Genomic DNA, 20579 nt, shown 5'->3' on the forward strand with positions numbered 1-20579 from the left:
ATCAATTCTATCAAACAGATATAATTAATTTTATCGATGATGATCAATGAACAAGTCAATTTTATTTGTCTAACTTGCACTTAACCTAAATCAAATATATTGTCTACAGTAACCACCAGAAATAATGTACGAGTGTTTGGCAATGGAGACCAAACCATAATTCTTGCCCATGGTTTTGGGTGTGATCAGGCAATGTGGCGTTATATTATTCCGTTTCTGGAAAAACATTTCAAAGTGTTGGTTTTTGATTATGTTGGATGTGGAAAATCAGATATATCTAGTTATGATAAGGATAGATATGGAAGTTTATCAGGTTATGCCCAAGATATAATTGAAATTTGTGAAGATCTTAATATTGAACAGAGCATTTTTATTGGTCATTCCGTAAGCTCAATGATAGGGGTTTTGGCCGCTATTGAAAAACCACGAATTTTTCGTTCCATGGTAATGATTTGTCCTTCCAGTTGTTATTTAAATACTGGAGATTATCAAGGAGGCTTCGAAGAGAGTGAATTGGAAGATTTATTGGAACTGCTTGATTCAAATTATATTGAATGGGCAAATTATCTTGCTCCTGTGGTCATGAAAAACCCTGAAAAATCTCACCTAACCAATGAATTGGCGGAAAGCTTTTGCTCTATGGACAAGAGTATAACAAAAAATTTCGCAAGGGTAACTTTTTTTTCTGACAATAGGGAAGACTTAAAAAAGGTCAATATTCCATGCCTTATAGTTCAATGCGTAGAAGATGATATAGCAAATGAAAAAGTTGGTGAATATGTAAAGGATAACTTAGCCAACAGTAAAATTACCTATATGGAGGCTTCTGGTCACTGCCCACATATAAGTCATCCGCAAGAGACTATTGAGGTTCTTAAGAAAGAACTTTTCAACGAAAAATTCCTTATAACAGATGCCGGACTATGATTTGTTACCATGTGGGGTAATCAGCTTAAATCTCAATGAAAAGATATTGGCAGTAAACTCTTATATTATTGAAAAACTAGGCTATACTTTTTCAGAGTTGGAAAATACTAGTATCAATTCAATTTTAAGCACAGGCAGTAGAATTCTTTATAAAACTCATTTTTATCCTACTCTGATGGGTAAGGGTAAGGTTCAAGAAATTGTGTTGAGTTTGACAGGAAAAGATGGAACTAAATATCCTTTCCTTTTCAATATGTCTATGGATGCTAGTCAAATACATATCTCGGGTTTAATTTTAAATAAGAGAAGTGATTTTGAAAGTGGTCTTATCGAGGCAAAAAATGCAGCGGAAACAGCCTTGTTAAAAAATAAGGAATTGATGTTGGCCCATAATGAGCTCGGAAAAATTCAAAAAGAACTTGAAAGCCAGTTGCGTGAAGAAAAGACGACCAATAAAGAATTGCGTATACTGAATAAAATGATTTCCCACGATTTACAAGAACCATTGCGTAAAATTCAGCTCTTTGCTAGTAGAACTATTTTAAAAGCTGATAGCTTAAATAGTATGGACGATGTACTGCATAACCTAAATAAAATTATTGAAGTCGCAGGCCGAGGGCATTCATTGACCAAAAGATTACAGCAATATAGTGAACTTGAGTATTATACCTTAAGAAAGGCCCATGTTAATTTGACGGGTATTATAGAATCGATAAAAACCGAGAGCCCTTTATCAACGTATGATTTTATATATGATTTAGAAATAAATTCGCTTTATGGCGATGAGGATAAGATCACTATATTATTTACAGAACTATTTCATTTGATTGGTCGGCTTATAGGTTCAAATGGGGTGAAATCAATGAACCTATCTTCGAGAATTTCTGCAAAAGAGACAAAGAGCCCCACAAATTTAGAAATTGGTAAGTTGAAAATTTTGCTAATGGTGGAACCCAAAATAAATAATGAAGATGCAAAGGAAATGGTACACCATGCAGGTGGGCATCGTATGGGTATAAACTTGGATATGGTTTTTTGTGAGAAAATAACCTCATTACATGGCGGTACGTTTAATATTGAAATTCTCGATTCAGGAAAAATTCGAATCGCGATTATGCTTCCCCATGTTTCTTTATAGTGATAGTTCATTTTAATTAAATGCAATGCATTACGAAATTCAAGAAACTACTGTTTAAAATACTATTATTTGATTCGCGTTAATAATTTGAAGAGCGCCAAATTAATTTCCAGTTATAGATTTTAAAAAAAATATTCATTTATCTACTATTTCATAACCAATGGGTTTAAAACTGCCACCATTACTGTCTTTTGCAGAACAAGCGGTCAAAGCAACTATTAGATCCATCTGTGCTTCAAAACAAACATAATCTCCTGATTTTGATGTGGGTGGGTCAACTGTTATCTTTCCAGATTTTTCGAAAACAACATTCATAAATATGTTGAATGCGGTTGGTATGTCATCTTTACCGATACCGTATTGTTCTAAGTTTTTGTAAAGATTCTCAAAACAACTTGGATGATATTCTTCCATACCGTAAAAATGTTTAAACGTTTTCCTATCGCAGGGTGCAAGTAAAAAATCATTTCTACCATTTGTGTCTTCTATGATTTTTACCATTTTATTACTCCTGTTACTCCAGAGGTAATTCCCTTTCGTAAGCAGGATAGACTCTTCAAAATCAAATGTTTTGCCTGAAGATATTTTTTCTTCTTTATCCGCTTTATTCAAAAATAAAATATCAGATACTTGCATGCCTTCAATGTCAACGACCTTGAGTATTTGACCTTTTTTAAGTTCTAATGAAGCTCCGGATTTTGGTGGTATAATTATCATTTAGTATCGAATTGATATGGACATTTCCATTTGTTATCTACTGCTCTTCCACTATATTGTCTTGCTTCGCTATTGGTTCCAAAATCTTCCAACATTGGATTTATGGAACCTTGATATTCTTTATCTCTGCTTCTGATCAAATCCCTTACACGAGTATAGCGATTAGATTTGCGAAGTATCTCGAACTGATTGTGTAGATTAAAAACAATCATCGGTACTGGTGATGACCTAGCTTTTCTTGATGCTTTAGGGTGCATTCCTACGATATAAAAAGAATTTCCTAAGATGCTCATGCTAAAATTTGATGATGACACATCAGAATCTGTGCTTTTGTCCCATTTACAGTAATCTTCTTTATGTAATTGGTAAAGTAATTTCCACAATGCTTTTTCAAAGGCTAATTCAGTTTCAAATTCATCATCTTCAAATACTGCGATGAATGTTTGAAATTTTTTTGAATCATCATCAATGTCATTTAAGTAGTTGTTTAAATCTTCTAATATATGAGGTATAGTTACAGTTTCAAAATTGCCGTAATTATGAATTGTAAGATTATCATTAGCGACAAGACTTTGAGCCATAACACAAGGATGGTCATCAAGAATAAAATCTCTTACCATATCCTCTATAGTGATTATATTATCAAATGTGCTTATTTCCATAGAATTTGTTTTTTAAGTAGATTCCGATCATGGTTAGGTTCAACATGAAAGAAATACCGTTCGTAATTATTATTGGCCAATCGCATTTTAATATTCCATAAACAGTCCATAGACCAACACCTAGAACCAAAGTGGAAAAGAACAGCGGACTGATATCATCTACTTTGTCAGTTCTAATTGCTTTAAAAATTTGTGGAATTACAGCGATTGTGGTAAATATTCCTGCGAGGGTTCCAATTATTTCAGAAGTTTCCATTATACTATTTTTGCACCCCTGTCAACACCTCTTCAGAAAGAGGGGTTTCCTTATGTTCATGAATTACTGAAATATCACCGGTACTTTCCAAAATAACGGCTAGTACCTCGCATTTATCTTTGACATTGGCTTCACGCAGTTTGGCATACACATCATTAGCACTAATGTTGGTCTTTTTAAGATTGTTCATTAAAAACTTACCATTTTCCATTAGTAACATGGGCTTGTTGGTAGATAGATTGTTGAACCAATCAGATTTTCGCTTTGCAAAGGAAAATATGGTTTGAAATAATATGATTACAGCTAAGGCAACCGCTCCCTTAAGAATAGACTGATCAGGGTTTAGAACAATTGATGCAAGAATCGACCCTATAGCAATTGTGGAAGCGAAATCGAAGCTTGACATCTTAGCAAAGGTTCTTAAACCTGAAACTCGTGTGATTACAATTATTAAAGTAAATATTACCAATACGGTAAAAATCACCTTAGTAATAATATCAGATGATGCGTATAACCAGTTTTCCATTTTTTTAATTGAATTGATTTGGTTGTAAAAGTAGATTAGGAAATAGCTATCGATTACCTCAATCGTTTTTATCCATGACGCTATTGATAAGCATCAAATTTTGTGAGGTTGATATGTCTTTAGGATGGTTTATGTGTCAAATTACTTTTAAACTTAAGCGTAGGGGTATTTTACATTTAAATTAAATTTCGAATTAGCGATTTACCTGTTCTATAGAAATGCTCTCCTTTATATGTTGTTGATAATATTTTCTAGTTATTATTTTATTATTTGGAATATTTCCTGAAATTTGGAAAATGTCCAAAACTGTATTTAGAAATTATAATATCACTAGTATTAAGGCTCTCCTTAAGGAAGTAGGGAAGGAGCGCTATGAGTGTGCATTAAAGGATTTAGGATTATTAAACCAAAAGCCTATTTCAATGAGCGGTTTTTTTATAGAATATGAAATAGATACGCATGATATTTATTTGTACTACAAATATCCATCTAGAGTGATTTTTAGAATTATGCCCGTATTAGGTTTTTGGAACGTACCCCACGAACACTGGGTAAGAGAAAGAAAAGAATAATAGTAAAATCTTCAATTTATGATTGATATAGATAATTGTTTAATTAAAAAATCGGATAATAATTATAGGGTGCAGCGACCAACTCAAACGGGTTTTTCTAGTCCCGCAACACACTATAGTGAACCTAGAATAGATCTAAACGAGGTACTGGTGTCCAATTCATCGGCTACTTTTTTTATTCGGGTCGTAAATGATGAATTTAAAGATTTCAATGTTTTTGCCAATGATGTTTTAATTGTAGATAAATCGCTGACCCCAAAATTTAATCAATTGACCTTGGCAGCGGTAGACGATAGCTTTAAGATTATAAGAATTGATGGATCTACTACATCAGAATTGAACATTTGGGGTACCATAACCTTCATTATAAAATCTGTACTATGATAGCATTGGTAGATTGTAATAGTTTCTATGCATCTTGCGAACAAGTCTTTAGACCAGATTTGATTAACAGACCAGTAGTAGTACTCAGTAATAATGATGGATGTATAATCGCAGCCAATAAAGAGGCAAAGGCATTGACAGATATACCTATGTTTCAACCGATTTTTAAAATCAAAAAATTGTTGGACGAAAACAATGTTACCTATTTTTCATCTAACTATACCTTGTATAGTGATATGTCGAGAAGAGTAATGGATACACTAATGACATTTTCGCCGAGGGTGGAAGAATATAGCATTGATGAAAGCTTTGTGGATTTAGGATGTTTAAAAATGGATGCTTACGATTCTATGGCCCATACGATTAAGGATACAGTTTATAAAAATACCGGAATACCCGTGGGCATTGGAATTGCAACGACAAAATCACTCGCTAAGCTAGCAAATAAATTTGCTAAGAAAATTCCCGTGAACAATAATGTTTATGTAGTGGACAACGAGCATAAAAGACAACATTTATTACGTAATCTTGAAGTAAAGGATATTTGGGGAATTGGTAAAAAACATGCTATTCGCCTACAGAAAAATGGAATTTATACCGCCTTGGATTTTGCAGATATGCCGGTTGCCTGGGTGAGAAAGGAAATGACCGTAATAGGTGAACGCTTATGGCGAGAGTTAAACAATATCCCTTGTTTGAAACTAGAGACAGAACCAAATGCAAAAAAGGGCATTGGAACAGCGAAATCTTTTGGATTTAAATTAAGGGACTATACGCTTATTGAAGAGGCCTGTAGTTATTATGTAGCTGAAGTTGCAGATTTGTTAAGACAACAAAATAGTCTTGCTTCTCAAATTGAAATATCATTGCAGACCAATCAGCATAGTGCAGTCGATGAGCAGTATAGAAACAAAATAATTATAAATCTAGATACACCGACCGATAGCACTATAAAATTAACCAAGGAGGCTATAATTGGTTTAAAACAAATTTTTAAGCCAGGTTATCGTTATAAAAAAGTCGGAGTTAACCTAACGCAGTTGGTGCACCAGTATGAAGTGCAGACCAATCTTTTTGAGAATGCCCATAAAAGCGAAAATGACACCATTACTACGGTCATAGATAATTTGAATGGCAAATTTGGAAAGAATAAATTGAAAGTTGCGACCGTAGGAAATAGAAACAAAGAATGGGCTTTGATAAAAGAGCATCGTAGTCCAAGATACACTACGCAATGGAGTGAATTGATGACCATTGGTAAAAAGAATTAAACGTTGTATTGCTAGAATTAAAAAGTTGATGTTCCTATTTTTAGCAAATACACATCTTTAGTTCTTCGTATAAAGGAGCTTCAATTTGAGGCAATACAAACCATTGGTATAACTAAATAGATCAATTAAATTTTTTATTGGATTCTTATTCATTGAAAGTTGATTTTATATTCGCTAGCTATATTTCCTTAATTAATTTCAAATGCCTGTAATTGGCATTTAAAACATAACGCTTACAGTATGATAACTATAAATAATACAACCCAAAAAAAATGGTCTGTATACCTTGCAGACGACGACGTTACCGACCAAGAAATATTTAGAGATGCATTGAAAGAGATTGATACGCCTCTAACATTAAATGTATTCAATAATGGTATCGATTTATTGACCAGGTTGGAAAATAGTGAAACACAGCCAGATGTAATATTTCTAGACCTCTACATGCCTAAAATGGACTGGAGCGATTGTCTTATTAAAATGAGAGAGAATCCCTTACTTGATTACGTTCCTATCATTGTATATTCCACTGAATTCGATATTGATCGTATAGAAGAACTATTCGAGTATGGTGCCAATAGATATTTAAGAAAAACCGCTTCATTTGATTCTTTAGTGTCATCTTTAGATAGAACCTTTAATTCTTTAAAAAGAAATGCGAATAGTGCACCAGCATTAATTAATATAGTAGTTTGATGATATATTACATTAATATCGACTACTAATGATAGCGAATCAAAAATGGTCACTTTGTTGATCTTATCTGAAATAAAATAATGGTACAAATGCCGATGGATATCCATCGGCATTTTTGTTATCCAAAAGACATATACCTTTTTTGATACTAATACATCTTGGAATTTTGACCATTAAAATATTGATATACTTCTTGTAACATCTTGATTTCAATAGTAGGTATTGGTAAAGTAGAAAATATCTATTACGTTAAAATTGAAATTATTAGAGCGAACTGGAATTCTGTTTTATTCGTCATTTTGTAGTAATAATTCTAATAAAAAATATAAACTATGTTCTATACTACAATACTTTTAAATACTGTAAATACATTGATGCAACAACCAATAATCAATGATGTGGACATTACACCAAATTTTTTCGTAACCATTTTATCAGGTGTTATTTTGGCCTTAATATTTCAGATTATATTAACCGCCATTTCAGTGGCTGCAGGTGTCACTTCTGTAGGTAATTTCAAAAAAAGTTATGCGAAGTCCAAGGTGGAAATGGATGAAAGCGACAATAACAATGATCATAACATAAATGTGGGGGTAAAATACACCTCTATGTTTGGTATTTGGAGTTTAATAACTACAAGTATAGCATTATTCGGTGCAACGGCATTGGCACTTAAAATCAATGTAGTGGAGTCTACTTTTTCAAATATTACCACTGCCTTGGTAATTTGGGGGCTTTTCTTTTTAATTCTGTTTTATTTAGAAACTAAAATAGTGGGTTCTTTATTGGGTAATTTGGTAACCGCAGTAACTTCAGGTTTTAAAAATAGTGCAAATGCGATATCATCGATGTTTGAAACTTCTCCTTATAAGAAAGTAGATAATATTTTAGACCATACTATAGATAAAGTACGTTCGGAATTTGATACAGGAATAAGTTCAGAAAAAATCAATTCCGTAATGGATAATTTTTTTACAAAGGTTGATGAAAGAATTCCTGAATTTGATAGCATTAAAGCTGATCTTGAGGACATAGCCAAAGAATCCAAATCAACTAATTCATCAACTAAATGGTTTGCCATACAACAAATGGTGAATAAGTTATTGTCGGAAAATGGTAATAATGTTGATAATGGCAAGCAGTCTAAAATAAAAAAGCTTAAAGAAGTTATAGATTCAATATCTAATAATATGAACAAGGAAGATAGTAAAGTTGAAGGGGCTAAGAATGTAGTGGAAGAATTTAGTGCTTTGGATCGTGAAGTTATCGATTCCAAAACCAAAAAAATTCAAGACTATTTATCAAATGCAACACCATCAGACTTATCGGTTGGTCGTTTAGGTGTTTTATTAAAAGGAGCGTTAAACCATCCAAATATGGTGAAATCTATGCTATTGGATAAGGTAGAAGGATTGGATAGAAATAGTATTGTGGATGTTCTGTCAAAAAATAGTAACCTTAGTAAGGATGATATTAATGGTTATGCCGATAATTTTATGAACGTGGTGAAAAGTATTGGTACTCATTTGGACAATGGGGAAGGAACGCTTGAAAATTTAAAGAATAAAGTTACAGCTTACTTAAATAATGTTGGTTCTAACAATTATTCTTTCGATTTCAATGAATTGAGTAAGTCGTTAAAGTCAATTCTATATGATCCAAAGAAAAGTTTAAAAGATTTGAAAAATCAATTAACTGCTGTTGATATAGACGACGTGAAAAATTACATTTCCAATAGTAAGTATGTCGATGAAAATCAAATGGATAATGTAGTTCAAACAATATCAAACGTTAAGAAAAGTGTAGAACAAAAAGTTGATAAAATAGAAACAGAAGCAAGACAACGCGTTCAAATACTAGAGAGAAAAGCAATTATTAAAGCTGAACACGCAAGAAAAACGGCGATATCCGCATCCTGGTGGTTAGTGATTACTACAATTATTTCAGCGGTAGCAGCTATTGGAGGAAGTTTAATTTACTAGTAAAAATTTATAATTTATAATAAAGAGTGCAGCATTAGCTGCACTTTTTGTTTTAATTAAAATTTAGCTCAATTATTCTTTTCCCGTTCATATATTAATTTTTTTTTTTAAAATCTTAATGTTTAAATAGTTGGTAACGGTTTTAGGCAAAGTACTTTATGTTTTCTAATATATCTCCTATAAATATTCTTATTCCTTTTGAATTCTGAATCATTTAATAGGTTCCTGCTTTTTTTTCATCTATTGATACTAGTTCATCTTTTTATAGAATTCCTCCTTCAATTTGTTCAGAGTCTTTTATTCTTTCAAAGGAATAAAAGTGTTGATTACTTAGGTGTACATATTCACTTCCCGTATCGTAGATTTCACCCATTTGAAACCTTTATTATATAGTAATACTAATCTAATGGATTTTTAATTTCTTAAAAGTATTAGTAGCTACATGAGATTAAATTTCAGTTGTTTTACTTGAACTATGACCTAAAAGTAATTGGATCTGTAACCATTTTTTTTCGAACCAATTTTTTGGTATAAGAGTCTTAAATGAAAAATAGACGTACTATCTTTTTGAAAGATCACCTTTGGCGGTATAGATTTTTGGTACTGAAAAATTTGGTTTTGTAGACAAATCGTGTTCTAAATCGTGTTCACTTTCGAGTTCAATTGTAATTGCAAGCTGAAATATAGACATAAAAAAACGGTTTAGAGTGAACTAAACCGTTGTTTTCGTACGTTTTACCAGTGTAGCGAGAGGGGGGCACGATCCCCCGACCTCCGGGTTATGAATTGTCCAAAAACCCTTATTTTACTACAATTTCAAGACTTTTATTGTCAAAATCGTATTCGGTAGCGTATACGCTGATTAAACAAATTTATCTTCTCAAATATAATACATTAGAGAAATATATATGTAATGACTTTTCCGAAATATTACAAAACTATTTGTTGAGAAATTAGAGGCTTTAGCTTGATTAATATTTGGTGTTTAGTTAGCCGGATTACTTGTTTTGTTATGGTGCAATAGGTTTAATAAAATAAAGGGTTTAATTGATTTTATAATTTAAATGAGCTCAAAATTAATATTGATACAATTTTTACATAAAATGATATGGATATGATGATAATACTGTCGATGATGTGAGCTTTTGGTAATTATTTATATTTTTTATTTAACTTCACAGAAGTTTCTTTTTACATATTTGAATTATTTATCAGTCATTATCATAGAGTAATCTATGGTTTAAGGTTGTATAGCATTGCTATGGTCAAAATTATCGAGTTGGGAATTTTTGATATACGATGTTGAAGCCTCTACTAACTAACCTAGGCTAGTTTGTTTATTGTATAATATAAATCGATTTAATTTTTATTAGATGTGGTTTATAAAAATCATCTATATGGACAATAACAACTACAGAAATGAACATTTGCTTTTAAAGGGACTTAAAAAAGGTTCTGAAGCTGCTTATGATTACTTTTTTAAAAAGTATTATAATGAGTTATGTAATTATTTGTTTGCCATATGTGGAAATACTGAATTAGCGGAGGAAATCGCTCAACAATCTTTTATAAACTTCTGGGATAAAAGAAAAAAAATAGAAATTAAAAAGAATAGGTTGAAACCATATTTTTTTAGAATGGCCTATAATTTGTTTATAGATTCAAAGAGGAACGAAAATAAAAAGAATCAATTTCTTGAAAACCTTAAGAGGGAGGCTTATTCTGAAGTTGTTGAATTGGACAATGTACAATTTGAACATCGTCTTAAATTGGTGCAAAACGAAATTGAAAACTTACCTGATCAATGTAGAAAAGTATTTCTACTTGGAAAAAAGCATGGAATGAAATACAAAGAGATTTCAGAACAGTTGCATATTTCTGTTAAAACTGTCGAAGTTCATATGTCCAAAGCTCTAAAAAGGTTGAGAACACAACTAACGATATTTCTTTAATATGCAGCATATGCTAACTTTATGTATGTGTTTATAACGTTAAACTTATTCTTCACGCACTAAAAATGTTAAAAAAGTCAATTTTAAGTAAGGGTATTTAAAAAATGATGCGTCTCTTTTATGAAGGGACTAAAATTTTTTACATGACCAAGCTTGATATTAAAACGATAATTACAAGATATCTTAGAGAGGAAGCAACACCCGATGAAATCTCCTTATTATTTGAATGGGTAAAAAAAGAGGGTAATAAAGAGATTTTTAAAACTATAGTCAAAGATGACTTTGAGGTAAGATATCAAAAAGCTACATGGAATACAGAAGCGGCCTTTGGTGAATTTTTAAGCGAAATCAAAAGTAAAAAAGCTTCTAAAAGTATTCCTTTATATAGAAGTAGACAGTTCTTTAAGTATGCCGCTGCAGTTCTTGTTTTAGTAGCATCTACAACATATTATATATTTAATGGTTCCACATCAGAAGTATTAAATTCTGCAATAGATGTCAATGAGATTACTCTTCAATTATACAATGGAGAAATTATAAATCTTAACAAAGACCAAGATACCCTTATACAATTCGATAAAGCTACTACTAGCATTCGTATAAAGGATGGGGTTTTATCCCATGAAGGCTTAATATCTGCAAATCATAAATCAAATAAAAATGTATTGAATGTACCATATGGAAAGACAATATCTGTAAGTCTAGAAGATGGTTCTACTATAAAGTTGAATTCTGGCTCAGAATTAACATATCCTTCAAGTTTTTTAGGAGAGTATAATAGATTAGTTGCATTAGAAGGTGAGGGGTATTTTGAGATTTCCAAAAATCCAATGAAACCATTCATTGTAAAAACAGATGAAACTTATACTCAGGTTTATGGAACTGTTTTTAATATTTCTTCTTATGAAAACGATGACGCAATAGAGGTCGTTTTGGTTGAAGGTTCTGTTGGGGTAGGCGATAAACTTAGGTTAAATGAGAATAGTTTAATGATGCTTAAGCCATCTCAGAAAATTACAAATTCTAAAAAGAACAAAGATTCGTTTACCATAAAAGATGTAGATGTATCTCCATATGTATCATGGGTACAGGGTATTATGTCTTTTGAAGAGGAAAACATGTCTCAAATAATCAAAAAATTAGAGCGACGATATAATGTTACCATAATTAATGAAAATAACACTTTAGAAGAGCGTCATTTTACCGGTGCATTTGATTCGGAGGATATAGAATCTATTTTAAAAATAATACAAACACACACAAATTTCAATTACGTAATTAAAGGAAAAACAATAACTATTAAAAAAACAGAATAGCCTATGGGATAAACAATTCTAAGTAAAAAGAAACTAACCAACAACTAACTCTAGATAGAATGAATTATGAGAAACCAAAAAACCAATTACATTAAAGCCTTTACCGGGCTTAGAGGAATAGTTTGCCTCTTGTGTATGTCACTAATTATTAATAAAGTAAATGCAAAAGGATATAATCAAGAAGATACCGTTGTAGCAAATTTTAAAAATAAAAATTTAGGGGACATTTTTGAAACAATTACCAATTCAACTGGACACAAGTTCTTTTATGAAGCAACAGAGGTAGATTTAGATCGTAAAGTAACAGTTTCAAAATCTAAATTGAAAATTGAGGAGTTGCTCGATGAAATATTTAAAGGCACAGATTTAGAATATGAAATTCTTACGAATCAAATTGTCGTTAAAAGAAAAGGAGAAACTATTTATAGCGGTAAAATACCTGAGAAATCAGTAGAAATATCAAACTTTCAAACGAGTCTAAATGGTAAAATCCTAGATGAGGAAGGTATTCCGTTGCCAGGAGCTTCTGTTGTTGCTAAGGGAACTACCGTAGGAACAACGACAGATTTTGATGGTAATTTCAATATTACTTTACCATTAGGTGTTACTTCTGTGCAAGTATCTTATTTAGGGTATAGGTCTAAAGAAGTAAATGTTGAGGGGCAGGAGACGGTTACCATTAGTTTAGAGCCAGATGCTGCTGCTTTAGAAGAAGTTATTGTGGTGGGCTATGGCTCATTGGCAAAAACTAAAGTAACTGGTTCGGTAATTTCTATAGATACTGAAACAATCGTAAAAGTACCTGCTTTAACTGCCGAAGGCGCATTAATTGGTCAAGTTGCCGGTGTACAGGTTCAGGAAGTGTCAGGTGAACCAGGTGCTGCCCCAAACATAAGGGTAAGGGGATCAGGTTCTATTTCTGCAGGTAACGACCCGTTATTTGTTGTTGATGGTATTCCGATTTCTCGAAACTTAACATCTTCAAGTCAAATAGGGGGTATAGCAAATCAAGGAGGTAATTTTCAACCACCGACTATTAATCCATTAGCAACATTAAATCCAAATGACATTGAATCTATACAGGTGTTAAAAGATGCCAGTGCCGCAGCAATCTATGGATCAAGAGGTGGTAACGGGGTTTTATTGATAACCACTAAAAAAGGTTCCAATTCAGATGAAGGTGTATATTCTTTCGATACTTATGCAAGTATGCAAACTGTTGCGAACAGAATTGATTTAATGAATGCAAGTGAGTTAATTGACTTTACTACTGATGCTAGAAACAACAATTATTTGGCTTCAGTTCCAGGTGCTTCTATAGATAATCCTATAGGACCTGGTGATAGGGGAAATGTAAATTATGAACTTCCTGAATCATTTGTAAATTGGGATGGTACTGATACAGATTGGCAGGATGTGATTTTTAAAACAGGAGTAGTTCAGAGTTATAACTTTTCTTACGCATCACCTGTAAAAAATAAAACTAGTTTTTATGCTTCTGCCGGTTATTTTTCGCAAACTGGTGTTATTGAAAAATCAAAATTCGAACGCTATTCCGTTTTAATGAATTTAAATTCTCAGCTTTCTGAAAAGTTGAATTTAGATTTAAGATTTGCCCCTACTGTTACAGAAAACCAAAGGGTACCGGCATCAGCACCTTATTTTGCCACACCTCCGGGAATAGTATATTCTGCTATCGTTCATTCACCTACGGTGAGTCCTTATAATCCAGATGGGACTATAAATCAATTAAACAATCAATCTTATTTAGGAGGCGGAACTACTACAGCAAGTAATCCATTAGCTATTATTGAAGCTATTGATGATCAGTTATTTCAATTTCAGAATAGAGGTACTCTTAGCTTAACATATGATATAATACCCGGTTTAAGTTTTAAGACTTTGGGTGGAACGTATATAAATGTATATAATCAAGATTTTTATAGGGCAAATACCTTATTATACAGAAATTCAGCAGATGGTAATCCATATGGGCAAGCATCTTCCTCAACTGAAACAAACTGGTTATGGGAAAATACCTTAAGCTGGACAAAAGATTTTGATGATCATTATATAGATGCCGTAATAGGTTATACAGCTCAGAAAGATAATTTGACCATAAAACAAGTTTTGGCTAACAATTATCCAGATGATCTTGTTCCTACAATAAGTGGAGGACAAGTGTTTGGCGGTACTTCATTAAAAGAACAATGGTCTTTATTATCATCACTGTTTAGAGTGAATTACAGTTATAAAAATAGATACTTATTTACCGGAACGTTTAGATCGGATAAATCTTCAAGGTTTGGAAAAAATAACCAGACAGGGTACTTCCCATCTTTTTCTTTAGGTTGGAGGTTAAGTCAAGAGGATTTTTTATCTGATTCAGATTTAGTATCAGAATTGAAACTTAGGGCTAGCTGGGGTCAAACAGGTAATTTTGAAATTCCTAACTATGGCGCTGTTGGTTTATTATCACCACAAAACTATAATTTAGGAGGTAACGAAATTAACGGTCTTGTTCAGGCTACAATTCCAAATCCCAATCTAACTTGGGAAAAATCTGAACAAATGGATATCGGTTTAGAAGTAGGGCTGTTTGATAATAGAGTCTTTTTTATGGCAGACTATTATGATACCACCACTAGAGATTTACTGTTAAACGTTGCCATTTCTTCTGTATCTGGTTTTGAAACAACTTTAAGAAATCTTGGAGAAGTTCAGAATAAGGGTTTTGAATTAGCCTTGACTACCAAAAACTTTGTTGGTGATTTTACATGGTCAACAGATTTTAATTTTTCTACGAACAAAAATGAAGTTTTGGCACTTAATGAATCTGATGAGCCTATTTATTCTTCGGGAAGTGCGGGTGTAAGACATGTTACTAGAGTAGGTGACCCAATTGGTAGCTATTACGGTTATGTAGTTGATGGCATTTATCAAACACAAGAAGAAATTGATAGTGCTCCTGTAGATACTCAGGCACCTAATGCAGGTCCTGGTGATTTTAGATTTAAGGATATAGATGGTGACGGACAAATTACACCAGATGATAGAACTGTAACCGGTAGTTATTTTCCGGATTTCACTTGGGGAATCAATAACAATTTTAGTTACAAGAATATTGATTTCAGTTTCTTGATTCAAGGAGTTGAAGGAAATGAAGTATTAAACCTTACCTCAAGACATCTTAAAAATGGTGAGGCGAATTTTAATTCATATGCCATATTTAATGAAAGATGGAGGTCGGCCGAAGATCCAGGTAATGGTTCAATTCCTAGGGCAGATAGAGAATCTGGTAATCATGGTAATAACAGTAGACCTTCTTCTTTTCAAGTTGAAGATGGGTCATATGTTAGGCTTAGAAATGTAACACTGGGTTATACACTTCCAATTGATAATATTTTTGGCGGTTCTATCCAAAAGCTAAGGTTTTATGTAACAGGTACTAATTTATTTACAATAACAGATTATCTAGGTTATAATCCAGAAGTAAGTAATATTTCTACCAATAGCTTAACTCCGGGAGAGGATTATGGTGCTTTTCCATTGACAAAATCTTTTACCATGGGAGTAAACTTAAAGTTCTAACCTAAAAACGAAAAAAATGAAACGAATTCTATATATAATATTATTCACTGCTTGTTTTACTTCTTGTAGTGATGATTTCACAGATCTCGCGCCTATTTCTAATCGTAATGAGGCAGACTTTTATAAGACTTCAGATGATTTTGAAGTAGCAATTAATGCTAGTTACTCTGGTATGCAGAGTACAGGTATTTATGGTAGAGGATATTGGACAATGTTTGAAATGCGTAGTGACAACACCGATCAAGGTCCAGATGCAACTGGTCTTGCACGTCAGTATACAGAAATAAACTCATTTACAGAAGATGCTTTAAACGAGCAGGTTACTTCTGTTTGGAGTGAGTCGTATAAAGTTATTTCTAATTGTAATGTAATCCTTTCTCGAATTGATGGTGTTGAAATGGATACCGATTTAAAAGCCCGTATAACTGGTGAGGCTTTGTTCATTAGGTCTTTAATGTTTTATCACTTGGCCATAGCATTTGGAAATATTCCATTACAACTGGAACCTTTTGTTTCTGGTGACGAATTGACTCAAGTAGATCAAACTACTGTTCTAAATCAATTAATAGTAGATTTAGCAGAAGCGGAAACGGGCTTACCTGTTGCTTATTCGGGCAGTGATGTAGGTAGAGCTACTAAAGGTGCCGCTGCAACGTTATTGGCAAAAGTACTATTGACTACTGGTGACGATACCGCTGCTGCAACGGTACTTCGTAGAATAATTTCTGATTATGGTTATGAGTTGTTAGATGATTATGCTGATTTATGGGGAGTAGGTAATGAAAATAACGCAGAGTCTATTTTTGAAATACAATATATCAGTGGAGGTATAGGTCAGGGAAGTTTGTTTACCAATGATTTTTCTCCTAGTACAGATTTACAGACCGGATCAGGGTTTGGTAGAAATAGACCAACTATATCATTAATGGAGGCTTATGAAGAAGATGATTTAAGATATGATCCATCAATGGGTGATACGTATGTCAATCTTGAAGGTGAAACCATAGAAGCCAGGTACGTAAAGAAATTTTGGTCTGATCCAGCTATTGAGAATGATTCAGATATCAATTTTGTTGTGTTTAGATATGCCGATGTGCTATTAATGTTGGCAGAAGCCTTGGGTGAATCAGGTGAAAGTTATGATTTGATCAATGAAGTAAGACGAAGAGCTGGTTTAGAAGATATCGATGCCAGTACTCCTGGTTCATTTGAAGAAAAATTACTTAATGAACGTAGAGTAGAACTAGCCTTTGAAAACCACAGGTGGCCCGATTTAAAAAGATTCGATGCGGAGTCTAAAATTCAGGAAGCGGAATCTTTTATAACAGCTACCAGAGAATACTTTTATATCCCACAAAGAGAGATTGATATTAACCCAAATTTCGAACAAAATTAAAAGCTTGTTAGTTTAATTATTTGAGTAGTTTGAAGCAGTCCCAGTATCATGCTATGCCTACTTTTTAGCTGTGGATACCTAGTTAAATATTACAAATAAATTATATAATCTTCAGTCCTCCATAAGGGCTGAACCAAACCAATAATGTCAAATTTTAAATATAAAAAAATGAAAAAACTACTAACTGTAATTTGTCTGAGTTTAGCATTTATAACCGCTCAAGCACAAGAGAAAAAAACCTTGAATGTTTTGGCCATAGGAGCGCATCCAGATGATTGCGATTCAAAATTTGGAGGAACCGCTGCAATGTTGGCTAAAATGGGCTATAAGGTTAAGTTTTTAGCATTGACCAATGGAGATGCCGGGCATCAAAGTATGGGCGGTGGTCCACTTGCAAAAAAGCGTAGACAAGAAGCTATAGATGCGGCAAAAGCTTTAGGTATTGCAGAATACGAGGTATTGGATAATCATGATGGTGAGTTATTTCCAACACTAAATGTTCGTCTAGAGGTTATTAGAAGGATTAGGGATTGGGACGCCGACATCGTATTAGGTCTTAGACCAAATGATTATCACCCAGACCATAGAAATGCCGGTTCTGTAGTGCAAGATGCTGCATATATGAATATTGTACCAAATGTTGCGCCAGATACACCACCATTACAGAAAAACCCGGTGTTTCTTTATATGAGTGACCACTTTAAAAAACCTTATCCTTTTCAAAAAGATATTGCTGTTATCATTGACGAGGTTATTGATACTAAAGTAAAAGGTTTGGCTGCCCACGATTCGCAAATGTTCGAGTGGTTGCCATGGACCAATGGTACAGACCTTTCTACTATCCCGGAAGGAGAAAAAGAGCGTTTAGCTTGGTTGAAGGAAAAATGGATGAACAGAAAGCCAAACGCAAGCACACTTGAAGCTGTTAAAAAATGGTATCCAAATGTAGATGTATCAAAAGTAAACCATGTTGAGTTCTTTGAAATATGTGAGTATGGAAAACAACCTACAGATGCGGAAATCAAGGAAATGTTTCCAATGTTAGGGAGTAAGTAAAAGTTAATTCAAAAATAACCAACCACCAATGGAGAATAGTAAGCCTATCACCAAAAGATATTATCATATTATAGCATTAGTAATGCTGGTATTTTTTGTAATATCATTTATTACCAATATTCTAAATTCTATAATAGTAGATGTAAAAGATAGTTTTGAGTTAAGTCTTACTTCTACGGGCTTTTTACCTTTTACTTTTTTTATTGCATATGGAATCATGTCCATACCAGCAGGATTTCTATCTGAAAAATATAGTGAGAAGTCATTGTTGACAATATCTTTTTTGGTGATGGGGCTTGCTTCTTTGGGTTTTGCATTATTTCCAAGTTATGGTGTGTTTAGTGTTACCCTTTTTACATTAGGTTGCTGTATGGCCGTATTACAGGTAATTATAAATCCAATGCTAAGAATTGCAGGTGGTGAAGAGCACTTTGCATTTAATTCGGTTCTAGCTCAATTGGTATTCGGTGCGGCATCTTTTCTAAGTCCTTATCTATATAAATATTTAGTAAATACAGAAAGTACTGGTAATGATAAAATTGCTAATGTGCTACGGGGTATGGTGCCAGATAATTTACCATGGGCATCATTGTACATTGTCTTTGCTATCATAGCTTTCATTCTTGTTGTTTATGTATTTATGAACAAATACCCGAAGTTTACCAAAAATGAAGATGAAAAAGCGGGAGACACAAGTTCATATTTTGATTTGCTTAAGAATAAATGGACCATCTTATATTTTCTTGGAATATTTTGCTATGTAGGGGCTGAACAAGGTGTAGGTAATTGGATATCTCAATTTTTAAATCAATACCATGGGTTAGATCCTCAAACTACTGGGGCCGATACCGTTTCATATTTTTGGGCAATGCTTACGGTCGGCTGTTTGTTAGGCTTATTGCTTTTAAAATTCTTTGACAGTCGTAAAATCTTAATCGCAGCCACTGCAATAACCATTATTGCTTTGATTTTTTCATTGACCGGTTCTAAGGAAATCGCTTTAGTTGGTTTTCCAATGATAGGGTTCTTTATTTCGGTAATGTACTCGGTTATTTTTTCTCTTGCGCTAAATTCTGTAAAAGAACATCATGGATCATTATCCGGTATTTTATGTACAGGTATAGCAGGTGGCGCTGTAATACCTTTTATAGTGGGTGGTTTAGGTGAATTGATGACATTGAAAATGGGTATGTTCTTTTTGATCATACCGTTAGGGTTTATTCTTTCTATTGGATTTTGGGCCAAACCATTGGTGAACAACAAGACCATAAGTCTAAAAAAAGATAAATGAGAAATATTCCCCAAGAAATTTTAGGAGTTGACATTGGCGGTACCAATATAAAAATTGGTAAAGTTGTTCGTGGTGTGGTAGTGGAACATAAAAAAATTCCGGTAAACCGCAATGATATTGAGCAAGTTACGCTAGATAACCTTTATGGTGGGTTAAAGAGCTTAATGACTGATTCAATTGATGCCATAGGTATTGGAGTTCCAGCGGTAGTAGATTATGAAAAGGGTATTGTCTACGATGTTCAGAATATTCCTTCTTGGACCGAAGTTCCTTTGAAAAATTTAATTGAGGACCAATTTAAGGTGCCGGTTTATATTAATAATGATGCTAATTGTTTCGCAATTGGCGAAAGTAGATATGGAAAAGCTAAACAGTTTGGTAATGCCATAGCTCTTTCCTTAGGTACTGGTATGGGAATGGGGATTATTATTGATGGTAAGCTCTATAATGGTGTGTTATGTGGAGCAGGTGAAATTGGTATGTTGCCTTATTTAGATAATGTATTGGAGCATTATACCGGTAGTTTCTTTTTTGAACGTGAATTTAAACGCTCAGCTTTTGAATTATACCAAAAAGCGTTAGAAAAAGATTTGGAAGCTTTAAATGCTTTTGAACAATATGGGAAACACTTGGCTGAGGGTATCAAAATTATCTTGTACATGTTTGCTCCTGAAATTATAATATTAGGAGGTTCTATTAGCAAAGCGTATCAGTTCTTTAAAGAATCAATGCTAGTTGGACTTCAATCTTTTCCTTACAAAAAACAGATAGAAAACTTAAAAATTCAAACCTCAGATTTAGCTGATTCTCCAATCCTTGGAGCTGCAGCGCTTTGTCTGTAAAAAT

The 20579-nt window shown here is 33.1% G+C and carries 18 protein-coding genes; 14 read left to right on the forward strand and 4 right to left on the reverse strand.

The window, feature by feature from the left end; genetic code table 11:
• Positions 1-99 precede the first annotated feature (99 nt).
• Together EXIGUO8A_RS15370 and EXIGUO8A_RS15375 are read left to right on the forward strand one after the other, a co-directional pair.
• The gene (locus EXIGUO8A_RS15370; protein WP_159303830.1) at positions 100-927 is read left to right on the forward strand and encodes an alpha/beta fold hydrolase; all 828 of its coding nucleotides are present in this window, start codon (positions 100-102) and stop codon (positions 925-927) included.
• Positions 914-2065 (forward strand): hypothetical protein, encoded by a 1152-nt coding sequence (locus tag EXIGUO8A_RS15375; RefSeq protein ID WP_159303831.1) that lies wholly within the window; start codon positions 914-916, stop codon positions 2063-2065. Before EXIGUO8A_RS15370 ends, EXIGUO8A_RS15375 begins: the two co-directional genes overlap by 14 nt.
• 135 nt (positions 2066-2200) lie before the next feature.
• Here EXIGUO8A_RS15375 and EXIGUO8A_RS15380 read toward each other — a convergent pair whose 3' ends face one another.
• From EXIGUO8A_RS15380 to EXIGUO8A_RS15395, 4 genes are read right to left on the reverse strand one after another with little or no spacing between them, the layout of a single operon-like run.
• Positions 2201-2782, reverse strand: a complete 582-nt coding sequence (locus EXIGUO8A_RS15380; protein WP_159303832.1) for a DUF1989 domain-containing protein — start codon at positions 2780-2782, stop codon at positions 2201-2203.
• Entirely contained in the window at positions 2779-3444 is a 666-nt protein-coding gene (gene gntA / locus EXIGUO8A_RS15385; protein ID WP_159303833.1) for a guanitoxin biosynthesis heme-dependent pre-guanitoxin N-hydroxylase GntA, read from the reverse strand. Before gntA ends, EXIGUO8A_RS15380 begins: the two co-directional genes overlap by 4 nt.
• Positions 3425-3700 carry a SemiSWEET family sugar transporter gene (locus EXIGUO8A_RS15390; protein ID WP_116768855.1) on the reverse strand — a complete coding sequence of 92 codons (276 nt, stop codon included), beginning with the start codon at positions 3698-3700 and terminating at the stop codon, positions 3425-3427. The genes gntA and EXIGUO8A_RS15390 overlap by 20 nt, the downstream gene beginning before the upstream one ends.
• Before the next feature lie 4 nt (positions 3701-3704).
• The gene (locus EXIGUO8A_RS15395; RefSeq protein WP_159303834.1) at positions 3705-4226 is read right to left on the reverse strand and encodes a DUF421 domain-containing protein; all 522 of its coding nucleotides are present in this window, start codon (positions 4224-4226) and stop codon (positions 3705-3707) included.
• A 296-nt stretch (positions 4227-4522) separates the two neighbouring features.
• Here EXIGUO8A_RS15395 and EXIGUO8A_RS15400 point away from each other — a divergent pair, with 296 nt between their 5' ends.
• The 12 genes from EXIGUO8A_RS15400 to EXIGUO8A_RS15455 all read left to right on the forward strand — a co-directional run bounded on the left by EXIGUO8A_RS15400 (position 4523) and on the right by EXIGUO8A_RS15455 (position 20575).
• Positions 4523-4798: a hypothetical protein gene (locus EXIGUO8A_RS15400; RefSeq protein WP_159303835.1), complete on the forward strand. Its 276-nt coding sequence runs from the start codon at positions 4523-4525 to the stop codon at positions 4796-4798.
• Between the two features lie 18 nt (positions 4799-4816).
• Complete coding sequence (locus EXIGUO8A_RS15405; protein WP_099192157.1) at positions 4817-5182, forward strand: S24 family peptidase; 366 nt, start codon at positions 4817-4819, stop codon at positions 5180-5182.
• A complete protein-coding gene (locus tag EXIGUO8A_RS15410) occupies positions 5179-6453 on the forward strand; it encodes a Y-family DNA polymerase (protein WP_159303836.1) in 1275 nt (424 codons plus the stop codon). The genes EXIGUO8A_RS15405 and EXIGUO8A_RS15410 overlap by 4 nt, the downstream gene beginning before the upstream one ends.
• Positions 6454-6693: 240 nt before the next feature.
• The gene (locus tag EXIGUO8A_RS15415) at positions 6694-7149 is read left to right on the forward strand and encodes a response regulator (protein ID WP_159303837.1); all 456 of its coding nucleotides are present in this window, start codon (positions 6694-6696) and stop codon (positions 7147-7149) included.
• A 332-nt stretch (positions 7150-7481) separates the two neighbouring features.
• Positions 7482-9131, forward strand: coding sequence for a hypothetical protein (locus EXIGUO8A_RS15420; RefSeq protein WP_159303838.1), 1650 nt, complete (start codon positions 7482-7484; stop codon positions 9129-9131).
• Between the two features lie 1397 nt (positions 9132-10528).
• Positions 10529-11083, forward strand: coding sequence for an RNA polymerase sigma factor (locus EXIGUO8A_RS15425; RefSeq protein WP_159303839.1), 555 nt, complete (start codon positions 10529-10531; stop codon positions 11081-11083).
• 143 nt (positions 11084-11226) lie between these two features.
• Complete coding sequence (locus tag EXIGUO8A_RS15430; protein ID WP_159303840.1) at positions 11227-12399, forward strand: FecR family protein; 1173 nt, start codon at positions 11227-11229, stop codon at positions 12397-12399.
• 66 nt (positions 12400-12465) lie between these two features.
• Positions 12466-15990, forward strand: a complete 3525-nt coding sequence (locus EXIGUO8A_RS15435; RefSeq protein ID WP_159303841.1) for a TonB-dependent receptor — start codon at positions 12466-12468, stop codon at positions 15988-15990.
• Positions 15991-16006: 16 nt separating this feature from the next.
• A complete protein-coding gene (locus EXIGUO8A_RS15440; protein WP_159303842.1) occupies positions 16007-17386 on the forward strand; it encodes a RagB/SusD family nutrient uptake outer membrane protein in 1380 nt (459 codons plus the stop codon).
• 168 nt (positions 17387-17554) lie between these two features.
• Entirely contained in the window at positions 17555-18442 is an 888-nt protein-coding gene (locus EXIGUO8A_RS15445; protein WP_159303843.1) for a PIG-L deacetylase family protein, read from the forward strand.
• Between the two features lie 28 nt (positions 18443-18470).
• Entirely contained in the window at positions 18471-19733 is a 1263-nt protein-coding gene (locus EXIGUO8A_RS15450) for an MFS transporter (RefSeq protein WP_159303844.1), read from the forward strand.
• Positions 19730-20575, forward strand: coding sequence for an ROK family protein (locus tag EXIGUO8A_RS15455; protein WP_201304127.1), 846 nt, complete (start codon positions 19730-19732; stop codon positions 20573-20575). Before EXIGUO8A_RS15450 ends, EXIGUO8A_RS15455 begins: the two co-directional genes overlap by 4 nt.
• Positions 20576-20579 lie beyond the last annotated feature (4 nt).

The organism is Maribacter litoralis (assembly GCF_902506355.1).
In the GTDB taxonomy this organism is placed as follows: domain Bacteria; phylum Bacteroidota; class Bacteroidia; order Flavobacteriales; family Flavobacteriaceae; genus Maribacter; species Maribacter litoralis.

Excerpts from the sequence above, each read along its gene's own strand:
- EXIGUO8A_RS15395 (WP_159303834.1), bottom strand. The coding sequence starts at position 4,226 with ATGGAAAACTGGTTATACGCATCATCTGATATTATTACTAAGGTGATT.
- EXIGUO8A_RS15435 (WP_159303841.1), top strand. The coding sequence starts at position 12,466 with ATGAGAAACCAAAAAACCAATTACATTAAAGCCTTTACCGGGCTTAGA.
- EXIGUO8A_RS15375 (WP_159303831.1), top strand. The coding sequence starts at position 914 with ATGCCGGACTATGATTTGTTACCATGTGGGGTAATCAGCTTAAATCTC.
- EXIGUO8A_RS15420 (WP_159303838.1), top strand. The coding sequence starts at position 7,482 with ATGTTCTATACTACAATACTTTTAAATACTGTAAATACATTGATGCAA.
- EXIGUO8A_RS15425 (WP_159303839.1), top strand. The coding sequence starts at position 10,529 with ATGGACAATAACAACTACAGAAATGAACATTTGCTTTTAAAGGGACTT.
- EXIGUO8A_RS15430 (WP_159303840.1), top strand. The coding sequence starts at position 11,227 with ATGACCAAGCTTGATATTAAAACGATAATTACAAGATATCTTAGAGAG.
- EXIGUO8A_RS15390 (WP_116768855.1), bottom strand. The coding sequence starts at position 3,700 with ATGGAAACTTCTGAAATAATTGGAACCCTCGCAGGAATATTTACCACA.
- EXIGUO8A_RS15415 (WP_159303837.1), top strand. The coding sequence starts at position 6,694 with ATGATAACTATAAATAATACAACCCAAAAAAAATGGTCTGTATACCTT.
- EXIGUO8A_RS15455 (WP_201304127.1), top strand. The coding sequence starts at position 19,730 with ATGAGAAATATTCCCCAAGAAATTTTAGGAGTTGACATTGGCGGTACC.
- EXIGUO8A_RS15410 (WP_159303836.1), top strand. The coding sequence starts at position 5,179 with ATGATAGCATTGGTAGATTGTAATAGTTTCTATGCATCTTGCGAACAA.
- EXIGUO8A_RS15400 (WP_159303835.1), top strand. The coding sequence starts at position 4,523 with ATGTCCAAAACTGTATTTAGAAATTATAATATCACTAGTATTAAGGCT.
- EXIGUO8A_RS15405 (WP_099192157.1), top strand. The coding sequence starts at position 4,817 with ATGATTGATATAGATAATTGTTTAATTAAAAAATCGGATAATAATTAT.
- gntA (WP_159303833.1), bottom strand. The coding sequence starts at position 3,444 with ATGGAAATAAGCACATTTGATAATATAATCACTATAGAGGATATGGTA.
- EXIGUO8A_RS15445 (WP_159303843.1), top strand. The coding sequence starts at position 17,555 with ATGAAAAAACTACTAACTGTAATTTGTCTGAGTTTAGCATTTATAACC.
- EXIGUO8A_RS15450 (WP_159303844.1), top strand. The coding sequence starts at position 18,471 with ATGGAGAATAGTAAGCCTATCACCAAAAGATATTATCATATTATAGCA.
- EXIGUO8A_RS15440 (WP_159303842.1), top strand. The coding sequence starts at position 16,007 with ATGAAACGAATTCTATATATAATATTATTCACTGCTTGTTTTACTTCT.
- EXIGUO8A_RS15380 (WP_159303832.1), bottom strand. The coding sequence starts at position 2,782 with ATGATAATTATACCACCAAAATCCGGAGCTTCATTAGAACTTAAAAAA.